16 protein-coding genes and 1 pseudogene are annotated in these 17,339 nt (G+C 72.1%); 11 read left to right on the top strand and 6 right to left on the bottom strand.

Going from position 1 to position 17,339, the window contains the following annotated elements:
- The first annotated feature begins 2 nt into the window (after window positions 1-2).
- The gene (locus ABEB09_RS18345) at window positions 3-758 is read left to right on the top strand and encodes a futalosine hydrolase (protein ID WP_345693981.1); all 756 of its coding nucleotides are present in this window, start codon (window positions 3-5) and stop codon (window positions 756-758) included.
- Window positions 755-1,603 carry a 1,4-dihydroxy-6-naphtoate synthase gene (locus tag ABEB09_RS18350; RefSeq protein ID WP_345690998.1) on the top strand — a complete coding sequence of 283 codons (849 nt, stop codon included), beginning with the start codon at window positions 755-757 and terminating at the stop codon, window positions 1,601-1,603. The genes ABEB09_RS18345 and ABEB09_RS18350 overlap by 4 nt, the downstream gene beginning before the upstream one ends.
- Before the next feature lie 6 nt (window positions 1,604-1,609).
- On the opposite strand, the gene ABEB09_RS18355 is transcribed toward ABEB09_RS18350, so the two are convergent.
- Window positions 1,610-1,993: a cold-shock protein gene (locus tag ABEB09_RS18355; protein ID WP_023587975.1), complete on the bottom strand. Its 384-nt coding sequence runs from the start codon at window positions 1,991-1,993 to the stop codon at window positions 1,610-1,612.
- Between the two features lie 165 nt (window positions 1,994-2,158).
- Between ABEB09_RS18355 and ABEB09_RS18360 the strand changes: the two genes are divergently transcribed.
- Window positions 2,159-2,407 carry a hypothetical protein gene (locus tag ABEB09_RS18360; RefSeq protein ID WP_345690999.1) on the top strand — a complete coding sequence of 83 codons (249 nt, stop codon included), beginning with the start codon at window positions 2,159-2,161 and terminating at the stop codon, window positions 2,405-2,407.
- Here the strand turns inward: ABEB09_RS18360 and ABEB09_RS18365 are convergent.
- Window positions 2,386-3,024, bottom strand: a complete 639-nt coding sequence (locus ABEB09_RS18365; protein ID WP_345691000.1) for an HAD family hydrolase — start codon at window positions 3,022-3,024, stop codon at window positions 2,386-2,388. The genes ABEB09_RS18360 and ABEB09_RS18365 overlap by 22 nt on opposite strands.
- Window positions 3,025-3,090: 66 nt before the next feature.
- On the opposite strand from ABEB09_RS18365, the gene ABEB09_RS18370 reads away from it, so the two are divergent.
- The 3 genes and pseudogenes from ABEB09_RS18370 to ABEB09_RS18380 all read left to right on the top strand — a co-directional run bounded on the left by ABEB09_RS18370 (window position 3,091) and on the right by ABEB09_RS18380 (window position 5,997).
- On the top strand, window positions 3,091-4,095 hold the full coding sequence (locus ABEB09_RS18370) for a FecCD family ABC transporter permease (RefSeq protein ID WP_345691001.1): 1,005 nt from the start codon (window positions 3,091-3,093) through the stop codon (window positions 4,093-4,095).
- A pseudogene (locus tag ABEB09_RS18375) lies at window positions 4,092-5,134 on the top strand (FecCD family ABC transporter permease). Before ABEB09_RS18370 ends, ABEB09_RS18375 begins: the two are co-directional and overlap by 4 nt.
- Window positions 5,131-5,997 carry an ABC transporter ATP-binding protein gene (locus tag ABEB09_RS18380; protein ID WP_345691002.1) on the top strand — a complete coding sequence of 289 codons (867 nt, stop codon included), beginning with the start codon at window positions 5,131-5,133 and terminating at the stop codon, window positions 5,995-5,997. The pseudogene ABEB09_RS18375 and the gene ABEB09_RS18380 overlap by 4 nt, the downstream one beginning before the upstream one ends.
- Window positions 5,998-6,026: 29 nt before the next feature.
- Here ABEB09_RS18380 and ABEB09_RS18385 read toward each other — a convergent pair whose 3' ends face one another.
- From ABEB09_RS18385 to ABEB09_RS18395, 3 genes are all read right to left on the bottom strand, one after another.
- Window positions 6,027-6,239, bottom strand: a complete 213-nt coding sequence (locus ABEB09_RS18385; RefSeq protein WP_345691003.1) for a DUF4287 domain-containing protein — start codon at window positions 6,237-6,239, stop codon at window positions 6,027-6,029.
- Between the two features lie 62 nt (window positions 6,240-6,301).
- Window positions 6,302-6,874: a dihydrofolate reductase family protein gene (locus ABEB09_RS18390; protein ID WP_345691004.1), complete on the bottom strand. Its 573-nt coding sequence runs from the start codon at window positions 6,872-6,874 to the stop codon at window positions 6,302-6,304.
- A gap of 133 nt (window positions 6,875-7,007) precedes the next feature.
- Window positions 7,008-7,568, bottom strand: a complete 561-nt coding sequence (locus tag ABEB09_RS18395; RefSeq protein WP_345691005.1) for a dihydrofolate reductase family protein — start codon at window positions 7,566-7,568, stop codon at window positions 7,008-7,010.
- Window positions 7,569-7,729: 161 nt separating this feature from the next.
- Here ABEB09_RS18395 and ABEB09_RS18400 point away from each other — a divergent pair, with 161 nt between their 5' ends.
- Window positions 7,730-8,374 carry a TetR/AcrR family transcriptional regulator gene (locus ABEB09_RS18400; protein ID WP_345691006.1) on the top strand — a complete coding sequence of 215 codons (645 nt, stop codon included), beginning with the start codon at window positions 7,730-7,732 and terminating at the stop codon, window positions 8,372-8,374.
- Window positions 8,375-8,515: 141 nt separating this feature from the next.
- Entirely contained in the window at window positions 8,516-9,340 is an 825-nt protein-coding gene (locus ABEB09_RS18405) for an alpha/beta fold hydrolase (protein ID WP_345691007.1), read from the top strand.
- 22 nt (window positions 9,341-9,362) lie between these two features.
- Here ABEB09_RS18405 and ABEB09_RS18410 read toward each other — a convergent pair whose 3' ends face one another.
- Window positions 9,363-10,328: a hypothetical protein gene (locus ABEB09_RS18410; protein WP_345691008.1), complete on the bottom strand. Its 966-nt coding sequence runs from the start codon at window positions 10,326-10,328 to the stop codon at window positions 9,363-9,365.
- Window positions 10,329-10,449: 121 nt separating this feature from the next.
- Between ABEB09_RS18410 and ABEB09_RS18415 the strand changes: the two genes are divergently transcribed.
- The 3 genes from ABEB09_RS18415 (at window position 10,450) to ABEB09_RS18425 (ending at window position 17,093) form a co-directional block, all read left to right on the top strand.
- Window positions 10,450-12,879: a helicase-associated domain-containing protein gene (locus tag ABEB09_RS18415; protein ID WP_345691009.1), complete on the top strand. Its 2,430-nt coding sequence runs from the start codon at window positions 10,450-10,452 to the stop codon at window positions 12,877-12,879.
- Between the two features lie 435 nt (window positions 12,880-13,314).
- Complete coding sequence (locus tag ABEB09_RS18420) at window positions 13,315-14,715, top strand: hypothetical protein (RefSeq protein ID WP_345691010.1); 1,401 nt, start codon at window positions 13,315-13,317, stop codon at window positions 14,713-14,715.
- Window positions 14,712-17,093, top strand: a complete 2,382-nt coding sequence (locus ABEB09_RS18425) for a tetratricopeptide repeat protein (RefSeq protein WP_345691011.1) — start codon at window positions 14,712-14,714, stop codon at window positions 17,091-17,093. The genes ABEB09_RS18420 and ABEB09_RS18425 overlap by 4 nt, the downstream gene beginning before the upstream one ends.
- Window positions 17,094-17,339: the final 246 nt, after the last annotated feature.

A 17,339-nucleotide genomic window follows, 5' to 3' on the forward strand; every position in this document is an offset into this window, starting at 1 on the left:
CGCTGCGCGTCCTGGTCGTGACCGCGGTGGCGGCGGAGGCGCGCTCCGTCGCCGCCGGACTCGTCGGCTGCGCCGCCCGCGCCTCCCGGCCGCTGCCCAGCGGCCACACCGTGACGCGCCACCTGCTGACCGGCCACACCCTGGCCCGGCTCACCGGGCCCGCCGCGCCCGCCGTCGACGTCCTCGCCGGCGGGGTCGGGCCCGCCGCGGCCGCGGTCGGCGCCGCGACGGCCCTGGCCACCGCGCCCTACCCGTACGACCTGGTGATCTCCGCCGGCATAGCGGGCGGCTTCGTGCCCCGCGCCCCGCTCGGCTCCCTCGTCGTCGCGGACGCGATCGTCGCCGCCGATCTGGGCGCCGACACCCCCGACGGCTACGTCGCCGTCGAGGAGCTGGGCTTCGGCCGCTCCGTCCACGTCCCGCCGCCCGAGCTGACGGCCCGGTGCGCGGACGCCGTCGCGAGCAGCGGCCACCGCACCCTGACCGCACCGGTCCTCACCGTCTCCACCGTCACCGGCACCGCCGCCCGCGCCGCCGAGCTGACCGCCCGTCACCCACGGGCGGGCGCCGAGGCCATGGAGGGGTACGGCGTGGCCGAGGCCGCCGCGGCGCACGGAGTGCCCGCCGTCGAGATCCGCGCCGTGTCCAACGCGGTCGGGCCGCGCGACCGCGCCGCCTGGCGGATCGGTGACGCGCTGGACGCGCTGCGGGCCGCGTTCCAGCCGCTGAGCAGCGGCGTCTTCCTGGAGGACTCGTGACCGACACCGCCCTGCGGATCGCCTACTCGCCCTGCCCCAACGACACCTTCGTCTTCCACGCCTGGGCCCACGGCCTCGTGCCCGGCGCCCCGGCGCTGGACGTGACCTTCGCCGACATCGACGTCACCAACGGCATGGCCGAGCGCGGCGAGCTGGACGTCCTGAAGGTGTCGTACGCCGTGCTGCCCTGGGTCCTCGACGAGTACGCCCTGCTGCCCTGCGGCGGCGCGCTCGGCCGCGGCTGCGGGCCGCTGGTCCTCGCGCGCGAGCCCGGCGTGTCCCTCACGGGGCGTACCGTCGCCGTCCCCAGCGACCGCTCCACCGCCTACCTGCTGTTCCGCCTCTGGGCCGCCACGGCGGTGCCCGGCGGGGTCGGGGACGTGGTGGTGATGCCGTTCCACGAGATCATGCCCGCCGTGCGGGACGGCAAGGTCGACGCGGGCCTCGTCATCCACGAGGCACGCTTCACGTACCAGCGGTACGGGCTGCACCGCCTGGCCGACATGGGCGAGCACTGGGAGTCCACGACCGGGCTGCCGATCCCGCTGGGCGCGATCATCGCGAAGCGCAGCCTCGGGGCCCCGACGCTGCGCCGCCTCGCCGACGCGGCGCGTGCGTCGGTACGCCACGCCTGGGCCGACCCGGAGGCGTCCCGGTCCTACGTGCTGGCCCACGCGCAGGAGATGTCCCCGACCGTGGCGGACCAGCACATCGCGCTGTACGTGAACGACTTCACGGAGGACCTGGGCGAGGAGGGCCGCACAGCAGCCCGGACCCTCCTGACCCACGCCGCGAACGGGGGCCTGGTCCCGCCGGTCCCCCCGGCGGCCCTGGCCTTCCCCTGACAGGGGTCAGACGTCCAGCTGGTCCGCCACCGCGCGGAGGAGACCGGCGATCTTCTTGCCGTGGGCCTTGTCGGGGTACCGCCCCCGCTCCAGCATCGGCGTGATGTTCTCCAGCAGCGTCGTCAGGTCCTGGACGATCGACGCCAGCTCGTCCGGCTTGCGGCGCTGGGCCGCCGCGACCGACGGCGTGGGGTCGAGGACCGTCACCGACAGCGCCTGGTCGCCGCGCTGCCCGGCGACCACGCCGAACTCCACGCGCTGGCCGGGCTTCAGGCTGTCGACCCCGGCAGGGAGCACCGACGAGTGCACGAAGACGTCGCCGCCGTCGTCGCGGGAGAGAAAGCCGAAGCCCTTCTCGCTGTTGAACCACTTGACCTTGCCGGTAGGCACGTCCTGTCCTCGTCCTCGTACTCGTTGGGTCACGCCACAGAAAATGGCTCTGGATAGCACTGCAGCGGGTCGCCACGACCCGCCACGCACCAAGGCTAATGGTCCCGGGGCTGGTGACAAGACGTCGCCGGTTTGTTCCTCCGGCCTGGGAACTACCCTGGCCGAATGCGTAACGAAACCCCCGCGAGCGGCGCCGCGCCCGGCGACGGGCTCGTCCGTGCCGGAGCCATTGTCTTCATCATCGGCGCGGTCGCCACTCTGGTCACCGTGGCACCACTCTTCCTGGGGACGGAGCCGTTCCCCCCGATTGCCTACGGCGTCTGCATGCTGATGGGTGTCGGCTTCCTGATCGCCGGTGCCGGCGTGCTCCGTTCCATCGCCGCGCAGCGACGTCAGGCCAAGGCCTCCGCATAGGCCGACCACCAGGCCGGAAACGCCGTCAGATCAGGGAGAACGACATCCGCGCCGGCCGCGGTGAGGGCCTCCGTGCCGTACGGTCCGGTGGCCACCGACACGGCCAGCGCGCCGGCCGCGCGGGCGCCGCGTATGTCGCCCAGGTGGTCGCCCACATAGACGGTGGCGCCGTGCTCGCGCAGTGCCTCGGCCTTGGCCTCGGCCCACAGCCGGCCGATGACCTGGTCGGCTTCCAGGCGGAGGTGCGTGAGGTGCAGCCGGGCGTGCGGTTCGTTCTTGGCGGTGACGACGACGGCCCGGCCGCCCGCCGCGCGAACGGCTTGAATCGCATCCCGCGCTCCGGGCAGGGCGAGTGACGGCTCGATGGCGTATGTGGGATAGATCTCACGGTAGGCGGCCACCATGGCGTCGACGCGGTCGGCCGGGAACCAGTTCGCCAGCTCGTGCTCCAGCGGCGGGCCGAGACGGGTGACCGCCAGATCCGCGTCGATCCACACCCCTGTTTCGGCGGAAAGGGCCTGATATGTCGCGCGAATTCCGGGGCGCGAGTCGATCAGGGTCATGTCGAGGTCGAAGCCGACGGTGAGGGCGGTGGAGGTCGCGGGCATGGGGGCCATTGTGCCTGGGGCGGTTTTCGGACGGTGCTTAGACTGAGCGAAGCCTTACCGAACTCGATCACTTGATTGGCTGCCGCTGTGCGTTTCCGACGTGTCTTCGCGACAGCGGTGGCCGTCGCCGCGCTGTGCGTCGCGATCCTGCTGAGCCTCGCCGTCGGCGCCCGTCCCATCGCCCCGTCCGTCGTGCTCGACGCGCTGCTGCACGGCGGCGGCAGCGGAGAGGCCGACGTAGTCCTGGAGTTGCGCCTGCCGCGCACCCTGGTCGCCCTCATGGTGGGCGCCGCCCTCGCCGTCGCGGGTACGGCCCTGCAGGGCATCACCCGCAACCCGATCGCCGACCCCGGTGTCCTCGGCATCAGCCAGGGCGCCTCGGTGGGCGTGGTGCTGGCGATCGCGTTCGCCGGGGTGCACACCCTGGCCGGATACGTGTGGTTCGGCTTCGCGGGTGCGGCGGTCGCGTCGGTCGCGGTGTACGCCGTCGCCGCCTCCGGGCGCGGCGGCGCCACCCCCGTGAAGCTGGCGCTCGGCGGCGCCGCCATCAACGCGCTGCTGCTGTCCGTGACGACCGGCGTCCTGACGGCGAAGGCCGCGGTGCTGGACGAGTTCCGGTTCTGGCAGATCGGCTCGGTCGCCGGGCGGGACGCCGCCGTCGTCGCGCAGGTCTGGCCGTTCCTTCTCATCGGGACCGTGCTCGTGGTGGCGGTCGCCCGCGGCCTGGACGCGCTGGCGCTCGGCGAGGACGTCGCCAAGGGGCTGGGCCAGCGCGTGGCGACCGTACGGATCGTGGCCGGCGTCGGCGCGACCGTGCTGACGGGCGCGGGCGTGGCCGCCGCCGGACCGATCGCGTTCGTCGGGCTCGCCGTGCCGCACATCGCCCGCGCGATCGTCGGCAGCGACCACCGCTGGGTGCTGCCCATGGCGGCGCTCGTGGGGCCCGTGATGCTGCTCGTGTCGGATGTGGTGGGGCGGATCGTCTTCCCGCCGGGCGAGGTGCCCGCGGGTGTGATGACGGCGCTCATCGGCGTGCCCTTCCTGGTCGCGCTCGTACGGAGGAAGGCGGTGCCGGCATGACCGCCGCGGGACACGTCGTCGTACGCGGCGGGCGCGGCTCGCTGCTGGTGCACGGCCGCGCGGTCGCCGTCGCCGGGGCGCTGGCCGCGCTGCTGGCCGCGGTGTCCGTCGCGTACCTGTGCGTCGGCGAGGCGTTCGTCGCGCCCGGCGAGGTGCTGAACGTGCTGGCGGGCCGGCCGTCCCCCGACGAGCTGGTCGTGGGCACCCTGCGGCTGCCGCGGCTGGTGCTCGGCCTCCTGGTGGGCGCCGCGTTCGGCGTGGCCGGGGCGCTCATCCAGACCGTCGCCCGCAATCCGCTGGCCAGCCCCGACATCATCGGCATCAGCCAGGGCGCGGGCGCGCTGACCGTCGGCGCCATGACGTTCGGCGTGACGTCGTTCGCCGTGCTGCCGTACCTCTCTGTGGCGGGCGGCATCGCCGCGTCCGTACTGGTCTACCTCTTCGCATGGCGCGGCGGCCTGCACGCGACCCGGTTCGTGCTGATCGGCATCGGCTTCGCGATCGCGCTGCGCTCCGTGACGCATCTGCTCATGACGAAGGGCGACTACCTGGTCGCCCAGCAGGCGCAGATCTGGATGACCGGCTCCCTCAACGGGCGCGGCTGGGACGAGGCGGCGCCCCTCGGCTGGACGCTGCTGGCGCTGGTGCCGTGCGTGCTGTGGGCGGCGCGGGCGCAGCGCGCCATGGCGCTGGACGACGACACGGCGACGGCGCTCGGCGTGCGGCTCGGGCGGGTACGGCTGGGGCTCGGCCTGCTCGGCGTGGTGCTGGCGTCGCTCGCGACGGGCGCGGCGGGCCCGGTGGACTTCGTGGCGCTGCTGGCGCCGCAGATCGCCCGGCGGCTCACCCGGGCGCCCAGATCCCGCTGCTGTGCTCGGCGCTGCTGGGCGCGGTCGTCGTGGTGACGGCGGACCTGCTGGCGCGGCGGCTGTTCGCGCCGGCCGAGCTGCCGGTGGGCGTTCTGACGGCGGCCGTGGGCGCGCCGTATCTCATCTGGCTGATTGTGCGCAGCCGCGGTCGTACGGGAGGCAAGGCGTGACGAGCAGGCTGGTCGCACGCGGGCTGACGCTCGCGTACGAGGACCGCACGGTGGTGGACGGGCTGGACCTGGCGATACCGGACGGCGAGGTCACGGTGATCGTCGGCCCGAACGCCTGCGGCAAGTCGACCACGCTGCGGGCGCTCGGACGGCTTCTGAAGCCGAAGGGCGGGGCCGTCCTGCTCGACGGGCGGGACCTGGCGTCGATCCCGACGAAGAAGATCGCCCAGTCCGTCGGCCTGCTGCCGCAGACGCCGGTCGCGCCCGAGGCGATCACGGTGGCCGACCTCGTCTCCCGCGGCCGCCAGCCCCACCAGGCGTGGTGGCGGCAGTGGTCGGAGGAGGACGAGCGGGCCGTCACCGACGCCATGGCCCGCACGGACGTGACCGACCTGGCCGACCGGCCGGTCGACGAACTGTCGGGCGGCCAGCGCCAGCGCGTGTGGATCGCCATGGCGCTCGCCCAGGAGACGGACCTCCTGCTGCTCGACGAGCCGACGACGTACCTGGACATCGCCCACCAGGTCGAGGTCCTGGACCTGGTCCGCCGCCTGAACCGCGCCCGTGGCCGCACGGTCGCCCTCGTCCTCCACGACCTCAACCAGGCGGCCCGGTACGCGGACCACCTGGTGGCCATGAAGGCGGGCCGCGTGGTCGCCGAGGGACCCCCGTCGCGGATCGTCACGGCGGACCTGGTCCACGAGGTCTTCGGCCTGGACGCGGTGGTCATCCCCGATCCGGTGACCGGCTCACCCCTGGTGGTGCCGGGGGCGCCGTGGAGCGGCGACGTGACGACCTCGGCCGAGGGGGCTGCGGCTTCCGGCGAGGACGACTCGGAACGCCGGGCGATGGCGGGGCACTGAACGCCCTTCACCCCCGGCACCCCGGGGCCTCATTCGCCGCCGGCCTCGGCGAGGGTGTGGGCCACCAGGGCGTTGGCGTGGCCGTGGCCCAGGCCGTGTTCGGTCTTGAGCCAGGCCACCAGCTCCATGTGCCTGGTCAGGGGCGAGGTGCGGATGAGGTCCTTCCATTCGGCGATCGGGCGGCCGTACTTCTTCTCGATGGACGGGAAGTAGCTGGCAGGGCCTTTGACTGCGGCGGTCATGTCGGAGTTCTGCCCTTCTGTTCGTGTGCTGCCGGTGACGTGCTCCGAGTGCGGCAGCCCGGTCAGCGGACGACGTCGAAGACGTTCTTCTGCAGGCCGTTGGCGTAGACCTCGTGCTCGACCAGCTTCAGCTTCTGGGTGTCCTTGTCCGTGGCGCTGAACAGGCGCTTGCCGGCGCCGAGCAGGAGCGGGAAGACGAGCAGGTGGTAGCGGTCGATCAGGCCGGCGTCCGAGAGGGCCTGGTTGAGCGAGGCGCTGCCGTGGACGATGATCGGGCCGCCCTCGGTCTCCTTCAGGGCGGCGACCTCGTCGAGCGAGCGCAGGATCGTGGTCTCGCCCCAGTTCGACACCAGGTCGTCCTCGGTGAGGGTGGTGGAGACGACGTACTTCGGCATCACCTTGTAGTCGGCGAAGTCCGCCATGTCCGGCCACACGGGGCTGAACGCCTCGTAGCTGGCCCGGCCCAGCAGGACCGCGGTGGACTCCTGCTGCTCGCGCCCCTTGATCTCGAACGCCTCGGGGACGAACTCGACGTCCTTGAAGGTCCATCCGGAGTTCCGGTAGCCCGGTTCGCCGCCTGGGCCCTCCACGACGCCGTCGAGCGAGATGAACGCGGTGCTGATCAGGGTGCGCATGTGTGGGTTCCTCGGTATCTCGTGTGTGGACGCGCCTCTGAGGTGCGCCAACTGTTCTCTCAGACCGCTGGGCGCGGAGAAACTCATCGGTGGTCGCCCGCCCGCCGGGCGGCTCGCGCTCGCCCGAAGCGGCCTAGCTGATCCGTTCGTGACGGAGGAGGACGACCTGGGAGTCGAAGGTCCTGCTCTCGGCCAGGGTCAGGTCGAGGCGCTGCTGGGGGGTGGTGAAGACGGGCTTGCCGCCGCCGAGCACGACGGGGTGGACGAAGATCTGGTACTCGTCGATCAGCTGGTGCTCGGTCAGGAACCCGGCCAGCGTGGAGCCGCCGAAGAGCAGCAGGTGCGTCCCGCTGTCCTTGAGGGCGGTCAGCTGCTCGATGACGTCGGTGTTGATGACGCGGGTGTTCCAGTCGGCCTCGGTCAGCGTCGAGGAGACGACCACCTTGGGCGCCTCGCGCCAGACGGGCGCGAACGCGAGGTCGTGCGGGTGGGTGGAGAGCTCCTCGGCGCGGGGCCAGAACCCGGACATCATGTCCCACACCACACGGCCGTACAGGAAGACGTCGGCGCTCTCGGTGAGGGCCTGCGCATGGGCGGACAGCTCCTCGTCCATGCGGGGCCAGTCGAACTCCCCGTTCGGACCCTCGATGAAGCCGTCCAGCGACTGGTGCACGAAGTGCGTGATCTTTCCCATGAGTGCCGGTTCCCCCTTGGCGACAGGCGTTCGGGCGGCCGTCGGCCGCGCCTTGTGTACGATGTCCACATTCGGAGGATGCGGCGATCCGCGCCCCCCGAGTGCTTGTGCAGGAGCCTAGACGACTTAAGTGGATGCTGTCCACATTGGAAGGGACGGCCATGGCGGCGACCGGGAACGGAAAGGCCAAGCGGGACACCTACCGCCACGGCAACCTCCGCAACGCACTGATCGAGGCGGCCCTCGAACTCGCCCGCCGGGGCGGCCCGGAGGCCGTCGTGCTGCGCGCCGCCACCAGGCAGGCCGGGGTCGCCCCCAACGCCGCCTACCGCCACTTCGCCGACCGCGACGCCCTGCTGCACGCCGTCTCCCAGACGGCCATGGGCCAGGTCGCCCGCACCATGGAGGCCGAGCAGGCCGCCCTGCCCCCCGCCGAGGACCCCGTGGCCGCCGCCCGGGCCCGCTTCCGCGCCGTCGGCACCGGCTACCTCCGGTTCGCCCAGGAGGAACCGGGCCTGTTCCGCACGGCCTTCCACGTCCCCGGCGACATGACCCACGCCGCCGCCGACACCGCCGCGGGCAGCACCGGAAAGACCCCCTTCGAACTGCTCGGCGACGCACTCGACGACCTCGTGGCCACCGGGCTGCTCGCCGAGGACCGGCGCCCCGGAGCCGAGTTCCTGGCCTGGTCGGCCGTCCACGGACTCGCCGTCCTCCTCATCGACGGCCCGCTCCGCGGCCTCCACCCCACCCAGGCCCACGAAGCCGGCCGGCACGTCATCGACATGATCGAACGCGGCATCTGACACCACCGCGCGCGGCTTGCCGATCATGTGTCGAGCCGGATCAGGGTTCTGTCCGGCGGGACGGCCGCCCCGCCGGGGCCGGCTGCTCCAGCTGGGGAAATTCGGTGGAACGGCCTGGGTGGGCCGTGCGACGGTCTCGTCATGCCGAGCATGATCGAGTCGCCGAAGTCCTCCGGGTCCTCCGTGTCGTTCGAGTCCTTCGACGGGACCGCCATCGGCTGCCGGCGCATCGGGTCCGGACCGCCGGTCGTGATGGTCCACGGGTCCGGCGGCGGAACGCACTCCTGGGAGCCGGTGGCCGAGCGGCTCGCCGACCGGTTCGAGGTCTGGACGCCGGCCCGGCGCGGGTACGCCCCGAGCGGGGCGGGCCGATCGCCCAAGCGCTTCGCCGATGAAGTGGGGGACCTGAAGGCGCTGATCGACAGGATCGGCCGCCCGGTCCACTTGGCCGGCATGTCCTACGGCGCCACCGTCGCCCTGCACGCCGCGGCGGCCGGACTGCCGGTCCAGTCGCTGGTGCTGTGGGAGCCGCCGCTGTACGCGGCCGGCCAGGAACTGGCCCCCGTCCTGGCCCGGTTCGAGGAGCTGACCGCACGCGGTGAGCGGCGGCGGGCCGACCGGCTCCTGGGGGAGGAGGTGGCCCGCGTCCCGGCCGCGCTGCTGGATCTGATGGACGCGGGCGAGGCGGCCGACGACGAAGCCGCCGACGCGTCCGGCTGGTGCCGTGACCTGGAATCGATGGCCGCCGACACGGCGGACGTGGAGCGCTGGTCCGCCGTCACCGTCCCGGTGCTGCTGATGCGCGGGGCCGACACCTGGCAACCGATGCCGCGGACCCTCGACCGGCTCGCGACCGCACTGCCCCGGGTCACCCTCACGACGTTCCCCGGCCAGATGCACTTCGCGCCGTCGACGGTCCCCGATGCCGTGGCGGCGGAGATCGCCCGCTTCCTGGCGCACACCTGAGCCGCGCTGTTCCCGGCGAACGTCAGCTCCGGCGGGCCCGCAGGAGCAGGTACGCCGCCGAGGCCAGGGCCGCCGCGCGGACGACCCACGGCCACGTACCCGTCAGCGCGGCGCCCAGGGCCTCGCCGCCCGGGGGGATGGGGTCGCCCCAGCGGCCCGAGAGCCGGCCCCACAGCCATACGGCCCCGCCCGCCGCCGTAAGCCCCGGCAGGCCCAGGACCGCCCACTTCGCCTGGGCGCGGCTGAGCCGGCGCGAGGCGTACGCGAGGACCCAGCCGCCCGCGAGGGCAAGCCACGAACCGAACGCCACGCCGACGACCAGCAGCACGGCGGCGAGCAGCAGCACGGGGTTGCGGGGCAGCGAGCGCGTGGGCGCGCTCTTCTCGGCGGGTGCCGCCTCCTCGGCGGGGGCCTCGGGCCGCGTCGCGGCGGGCTTCCCGCGCAGGACCTTCGTCACACGCGGGAAGCGTCCTGTCGGTGAGGGGGCTTCCGTGTCCGAAGGGGGACGCTCCTCGTCGCCCTCCTCCTTCTCCCGCAGCTCCTGGAGCTTCTTCTTCTCCGCCTCCGGGAGGTCGAATATCTCCGGGATCTCCACGCCGCCCCGGAACCCCGGCACCATCCCGTCGTCGACCCGCCACCACTCCGGCTCGCCGCCGCCCATGAACGGTTCCTCGACGGGGGTACGGGGTGCGGGCACGTCCCCCGAGGCCGTGCCGCGGCGCGGTGTGCGGGCCGTGCGCTGTTCCGGGATCTCCAGGTTCCCGCCGGCCGCCGCCGTCACCACCGCGTCCGGCGTGCCCAGGCCCGACAGGATGCGCCGTACCGCCGACGGGCTGTCCGTGCCGTCGCCCTTGCGCTGCCGTTCGATCTCGTCCCGCAGCGACGCCACCAGGTTCATCCGCGCCTTCGAGGGCATCTGCCGCTGCTGGGCCAGGTCGCCGACCCGGCTCAGGTAGTCGAAGACCAGCTGGTCGCTCTCGATCCCCACAGTGCCCCTCCATGGCCGACACGGCCGACGCCCCGACGTTAGCGTCTGGCCGGGGCCCCGCGCCGGGGGCAGGGGCTAACGTGGTGCGCCGGCGACCGGTGAGCGGGAGTGGGAGGCGCACGTGGCCGAGGTGCAGGACGGGACGACGGCCCCGCGCACGCTGGCGGAGGCGCTGCGCAACCGTGGCGACGAGGGGCTGGCCGCGCTGCTGCGCGCCCGGCCCGACCTGCTGGCGCCCGTGCCGGGCGACCTGACGCAGCTCGCCACCCGGGCCGGGACCCGCGCCTCCGTCGTACGGGCCCTGGAACGGCTCGACCGGTTCACGCTGCAGACCGCCGAGGCGCTGGCCGTGGCGCCCGACCCCGCCCCGTACCGCGTGCTCCTCGGGCTCATGGCCGGCGACGCGGGCGACCCGGACGCCGTCGCCGCCCTCCCGCGCGCCGTGGACGTCCTGCGGGAGCAGGCCCTGGCGTGGGGCCCCGACGACCGGCTGCGGCTGGTGCGCACCGCGCGTGAGCTGCTCGCCCCGTCGCCGCAGCACCCGTCGCCGACCGGGCTCGGGCCCACCGTCGCCGAGGCCACCGCCGGGATGTCGCCGGGGCGGCTCCAGGAGATCCTCCAGGCGGCGGGGCTGCCCAGCACGCACGACCCGGTGTCCGCCGTCGCCGCGCTGACCGCCCTGTTCACCGACCGGGACCGGATGGCCGCCCTCCTCGACGAGGCCCCGGCGGAGGCGCTCGCCGTGCTGGACCGGCTCGTGTGGGGGCCGCCGTACGGGGAGGTCACCGCGAACCCGACGCCGCCCGTGCGCTGGCTGCGCGACCGGGGCCTGCTGCTGCCGGCGACGATGCGCACGGTGGTGCTGCCCCGCGAGGTGGCCCTGCACCTGCGGGCGGGCCGGGCGCACCGGCGCACCGAGCCCATGCCGCCCGTCGTCATGGCGGCGCGCGAACACCGTCCACAGGTTGTGGACAGTACGGCGGCGGGCCAGGCCTACACGGCACTCGCCACCGTCGAGGACCTGCTCAAGAAGTGGGACCAGGGCGGCCCCGGCGTCCTGCGGGCCGGCGGCATGTCCGTACGCGACCTCAAGCGCACCGCCGCGCTGCTCGACGTCACCGAGCCCGTCGCCGCGTTCTGGCTGGAGCTGCTGTACTGCGCCGGGCTCCTCGCCTCCGACGGCGAGGCCGACGAGCGGTACGCCCCCACCCCCGCGTACGACGACTGGCTGGACCTGCCGGCCGCGCGCCGCTGGGCCCACCTGGCCCGTACCTGGCTCGCCGCGACCCGCACGCCCGGCCTCGTGGGCGGCCAGGACTCCAAGGGCCGCACCCTGTCGGTGCTGGGCCCGGACCTCGACCGGGGCGCCGCGCCCGAGGTGCGCCGCCGCGTCCTGGACCTGCTGGCCGCGCTGCCGCCGGGCGCCGCACCCGACCCGGAGACGGTGCTGGCCCGCCTCGCCTGGGAGCGCCCGCTGCGGGGCGCCGGCACCGGCGGCAGCGACCTGCGCGCCCGCCTGGCCCGCTGGACCCTGATGGAGGCCGAGCTCCTCGGCGTGACCGGCCGGGGCGCCCTCGCCGAGCACGCCCGCGCCCTCCTCGACGACGCCACCGGCGAGACCGCCGTCGCCCTCCTCGCCCCCCTGCTGCCCGAGCCGGTCGACCACGTCCTGCTCCAGGCCGACCTGACGGCCGTCGCGCCGGGCCCGCTGCGCCGGCCCCTCGCCGACACCCTGTCCGTCCTCGCGGACGTCGAGTCGAAGGGCGGCGCCACCGTCTACCGCTTCACCCCCGCCTCCGTACGCCGCGCCCTCGACGCCGGCCACACGGCGACCGACCTGCACGCCTTCCTCGCCGCGCACTCCCGCACCCCGGTCCCGCAGCCCCTCGCCTACCTCGTCGACGACGTGGCCCGGAAGCACGGCCACCTCCGCGTCGGCGCCGCCTCCTCGTACGTACGCTGCGACGACGACGCGCTCCTCGGCGAGATCCTCGCCGACAAGCGGTCCGCGCCCCTGGGCCTGCGCCGCCTCGCGCCCACCGTCCTGGCCTCGGAGGCCGACCCGGCGACCCTCCTGGAGGGCCTGCGCACCATGGGCCTCGCGCCCGCCGCCGAATCCGCCGGTGGCGACGTCCTCGTCACCCGCGCCGACGCCCACCGCACCCCGCCCCGCACCGCGCCCGGCCCGGTCCCCGACGGCCCGCCCGCCCCCGACGCCACCCACCTCGGCGCCGCCGTCCGCGCGATCCGCGCCGGCGACCTGGCCGCCACGGTGGTCCGCAAGGAGGAGGCCGCGCCCCGCACCCCCGGCGAACTGCCCCGCACCTCCCCGGCCGAGACCCTGGCCACCGTCCAGGCCGCCGCCCTCACCAACTCCGCCGTCTGGATCGGCTACGTCAACGCCGACGGAGCCGCCAGCCAGCGCGTCATCGCCCCGGTCCGCGTCGAGGGCGGCTTCGTCACCGCCTACGACCACACCGCCGACGAGGTCCGCACGTACCCCCTCCACCGCATCACGGGCGTCGCCGAACTGGCCGACGAAGCGACCTGACCGATCACTGATTCGTCCAAGCGATCAGAACCGGCACCACCCCAGGCTGACACCTGGATGCCCTCCGTCGGGAGGTGCCCGATGCGCCCCGGCCCCTGAGTCGCAAGGTTCTGAGCCCGCTTGTCGCGATTTTCCGAGATATCGCGGTCGAGTCCGGTGCGATGCGAGATCCTTGCACCTCGGGAGGGGCTTGTGGGCAAAGCATCGAGGAAGAAGCAGGAACAGCGGGCGCGGAGAGCGACGTCCGCCACCTCAGGCCGAGTCTTGGGCGATGGTGACCCGCGAGCACTAGGCGAGGAGGCGCTCGGGCGACTGTTGCGGTCGAACGCGCCTGGGAAGCTCAGCCTCGCCGGCGCCTACGCTTTCGGATACGCAGGGTTGGCATACGCCCAGCACGAGGGGTCCGATCCGTACTGGTTTCAGGAGATCGACCCGTTGGACGCGCTGTTCCTGGGAACGGCCTGGCCCCAGTCGTTTCGTGACGAGTTCGAGTTCGCTAATGCGCGTGACGCATGGCTACGGATTCTTCGAGGCACCCAGTACGGCGAAGGTATCCAGCGTTTCGTCCGCGAAGTCGTCTCTGCCAGTGAGGAACTGGGCATCCCGGTGGACGACGGGGAACTGATGCTGGCACTCGCCGGCCGGCTTGAGGCGGCCGGACTGGACGGTCGTCGCCTCCCCCGGCGACTGCTGCCTCGAATGGCCCTGCAGGGCAGCCGCACGGTCTATGGCCCGCCCCGGGATCTGCGGCTCCCCGACCCGCCGGACGGCGTGAAGGAGAGGGTCAGGCGGTTCTGGAAGGACTCGGCGGAGGAGCCGTGGGCCAATGACACGCCTCAGGCCGTTCTCCGCCACGGCCTGCGCCGGTTCCATGACGCCGGATTGCCGGTGAAGAAAGAATCCGCGATGTTGCTGCCGGCCTTCTATGCGGGGCTCATGACGAAGCCCGGCGAGCTTCTGGAGGACATGGGCGCACACGCCTCGGCGTGGGCGCTTTCCCTGGACGAGACATCGGTGCTGGTGCCGGTGCTCGACATCCTCATGGTCGCCGCCGAGATTGAGATGTCCGTCGCCGAGACGCTCGGGCGTCTCTTTGCCGTGCCGGCGTTCACTGAGCCGTTGCCCTCGGATGCGCTGCTGTGGACCAGTTCTCCGGGGCTCGCCCTGCCGCGCCTGGCCTTCGAGCTGGACATTCCGGCGGTCTCCACCTTGGAAACGGTAGTCACCCCCGACCTGCTGGACTGGGTGGGCATGCACGCCCGAATGCGCCTGAGTGCCGCCGCTCGCTGGAGTGCCGCCGATCTTGAGGATATGGACAGCGCGGAGGGTGGGCAGGCGGAGCCGGACGAGCGATGGGCCGAGCGGCGTGAGGCCGTGCGCGAGGCACTGCTGCGCAAGGTCCGTAAGAAGTCCATCGAGCCCGCAGCCTTCAAACGCCCGCAGCTGGACCGTCCCGTTGAACGCATCTGGAACGCGGACGGCAGTTCCGTGGTGCGAATCCCGGCCGACACTGCGCCCGGGAAGCGATGGAAGGACGGTGTGGAAGGCCAAATGGCCGCCTTCCGCGAGAAGTTCGGCCGCGAGCCCGGACCGGACGACCCGCTGTTCTTCGACCCCGACGCCGACGAACCCACCCCTCTCACTCGAGAGCACTTCGACGACATGATGCTGGACCTGGCTGAGCGCGCGGTCGAGATGGGCATCGATCCGGCTTTCGTCCATGCCTGGCGTGAAGTCGGGTACGTCGTCACTGCGGAAAACATGAGCATGTTCACCACTGCGGAGGTGCTTGCCTTCAAGAGGGCCCTCGCTCGGCATCGGCAGGCCTGGGCATGACCGACAGAACCGAAAACCACATCAGCGGCGGAGTCTTCTTCGGCGCCGTCATCCAGGGGCGGACCATCAACCTGGCACTCCCGGACCGCCCGGACCCCGCTCTCGCCGGACTTCCGCGGCAGTCGGCCACCTTCGCGGGGCGTTACACCGAGCTGGAACAGATCCTCGCGGCCTTGGCGCCTGCAGCGCGTGACGAGACTGTTGGCACCGTTGTTGTGGCCGGGCTTGCGGGGACGGGCAAGACAGAACTCTTGCTCCAGGCCGCCCACCGAGCGCTGCGGGAAGAAGACTGGTTTCCGGGTGGGGTGCTCTTCGTGAATCTGCATGGGTACGACGCGGAGGGCACGGTGTCACCGAAGCGGGCGCTCGGCACGCTCTTGCGGGCGCTCGGCATACCCCCGGAACATATTCCACCGGGGGTCCAGGAACGCGCGCTCATTTACCGTTCCGCACTTGGTGCACTGGCCGCTGCCGGGCGACGGGTGCTGGTCGTCCTGGACGACGTACCGGCGACCGGCAAGATCCGCCATCTCCTGCCGAGTGACGGGAGCACCGCCACGCTCGTGTCGTCCCGGCACTCTCTCGCGGAATTGGACGCCTTGGCACTGACCTTGCGGGAGCTGCCCACCGACGACGGACGGGAGTTGCTGTGTGACGCCCTTCGTACGGCTCTGCCCGAGGACTCGCGAGTGGCGGATGAGGCCGGCGAGGCCGACCGGCTCGTCGCACTGTGCGGCGGCCTGCCGCTGGCCCTGCGCATCTTGGCGTCCCTGCTTGTGGATGTGCCGTCCCGGCCCCTCTCTCACCTACGTCGCGAACTCGAGGACGCGCACTCAAGGCTTTCCCTGCTGACCCGGGAGAAGCGCGCCGTGACCGCGGCCTTCGAACTGTCCTACCGAAGGCTTACCAAAGACCAGGCCAAGCTCTTCCGGCTGATCTGGCTGCACCCCGGACGGGACTTCTCCACCGAGGCTGCGGCCCAGTTGTACGGCGAAAGCGTCAAGGAGACCGAACGGCTGCTGCTGGACCTGGCCCGCCGGAACCTGGTCCAGTCACGAGAACCGTACGGGCGCTGGCAGCAGCACAGTCTTGTACGCCTCTACTCCTGGGAGCGGCTCAGGGCAGGTAACGATTCCTGGGGCAAGGGCCTCATGCGTCTGCTCGCCTACTTCCACAAGATGGCTACCCTGGCGTGTGAAGCACTCTTCGACCCAGAAGCAAAGCGGCCCACGACTGAACAGCCCTTCGCTGATCGAGCGGAGGCGCTTCACTGGCTGGAGGCCGAGCGACATGCTTTGGTCGCGGCGACCCTCTGGGCCTACGAGGCCGACGACGATCTGATGTGTGTGGCCCTGGCGGTGCCCCTCTCGCAATTCCTGGCCCTGACACGCTACTTGGAGGACGCCGGGTTGGTGCTCGCCACGGGGATCCGGTCGACTCGAAGGCGCCAGGACGCTTTTCGTGAAGCTGCTCTGCTGAGCCTGCTAGGTGTAGTGCTTCGAGACATGCGCAAGCTCCGCAGATCCGTTCGCATGCACTACAGAGCCATCAAGATCTGCCGGAAGCTGAAGAAGCGCTCAGCGTTGGCCAGCGCGTTGAACAACCTCGGGCTCTCACTCCACGAACAGCGCAAGTTCGACGAGGCCGTGGCGGCCCACACCGAGGCCGCAGAACTGTTCAAGCGCGCCGGTGACCGGAGCGGCATGGCGGGCGCCCTATGCAACACGGGCGAGACTCTGACCGAGCTAGGACGGGTGCAGGAAGCTTCCCACAACCTCCGCAGGGCGGCGAAGATCTACCGGAAACAGGGCGACCTGCGTGGTTACGCCCAGGCAATGGGCAGCCTCGCCAAGGTGACGCGCGACGAAGGGAAGGCCGAGCAGGCCGTGGCACTGCACAAGCGCGCGCTCGACATGCCCGACGGCCTGCTCATACCCCATGAGCGGGCGGTTGAGCTATCCAACTTCGCCGCCAGCCTGGCCGCTGCCGGAGAGTACGAAGCGGCACTCACTGCGCAGCAGGAGGCACTGGGGACGTTCCGGCGTCTGGGCGACCGCCGTGGAGAGGCGATGACTTTGGGCAACATGGCCCTTGTGCGCCAGGAGCAGGGCAAGTGGACCAAGGCTATAAGGTTGCACACCCTCGCGATGGAGGCATTCCTCGTCGGCAAGGACGATCATGGTCTGGCCGCCGAGCTCAGAAGTCTCGCGTCCGCACTTCTCCGACAGGGATGTAACACCGAGGCCCTGGAGAACCTGGAGCTTGCGGCCGATCTCTATCAACAGACCGGCGATTCGGAGAGCGCCCTCGACACACTCGAGCTCGTCGACCAGGTGCGAAGTCGGTTCGGAGTGGGCACGCGATCTGTCGCGCCATGATTCGTCGAGTCCATCCTGGACTCATCAAAACGGTCGATCGTGAGAACACCGATCACGTCGAAAACTGGGCGAGGACAATTCGCGGGTATCCACTTGCGCCGCACGGCACAGGCAGAGGGGGGCACTCTTCTGTGGCCATGAGCTGCTGGTCGCGGACCGTGCGCGAGCCCTTACAGACCGCACGCGCTCGTTCTGGCGAGGTAGACTTTTTTGTTTCCCGCTCAAAGTCCGACAGACATGACCGCG

This window comes from Streptomyces coeruleoprunus (genome assembly GCF_039542925.1).
Lineage (GTDB): Bacteria > Actinomycetota > Actinomycetes > Streptomycetales > Streptomycetaceae > Streptomyces > Streptomyces coeruleoprunus.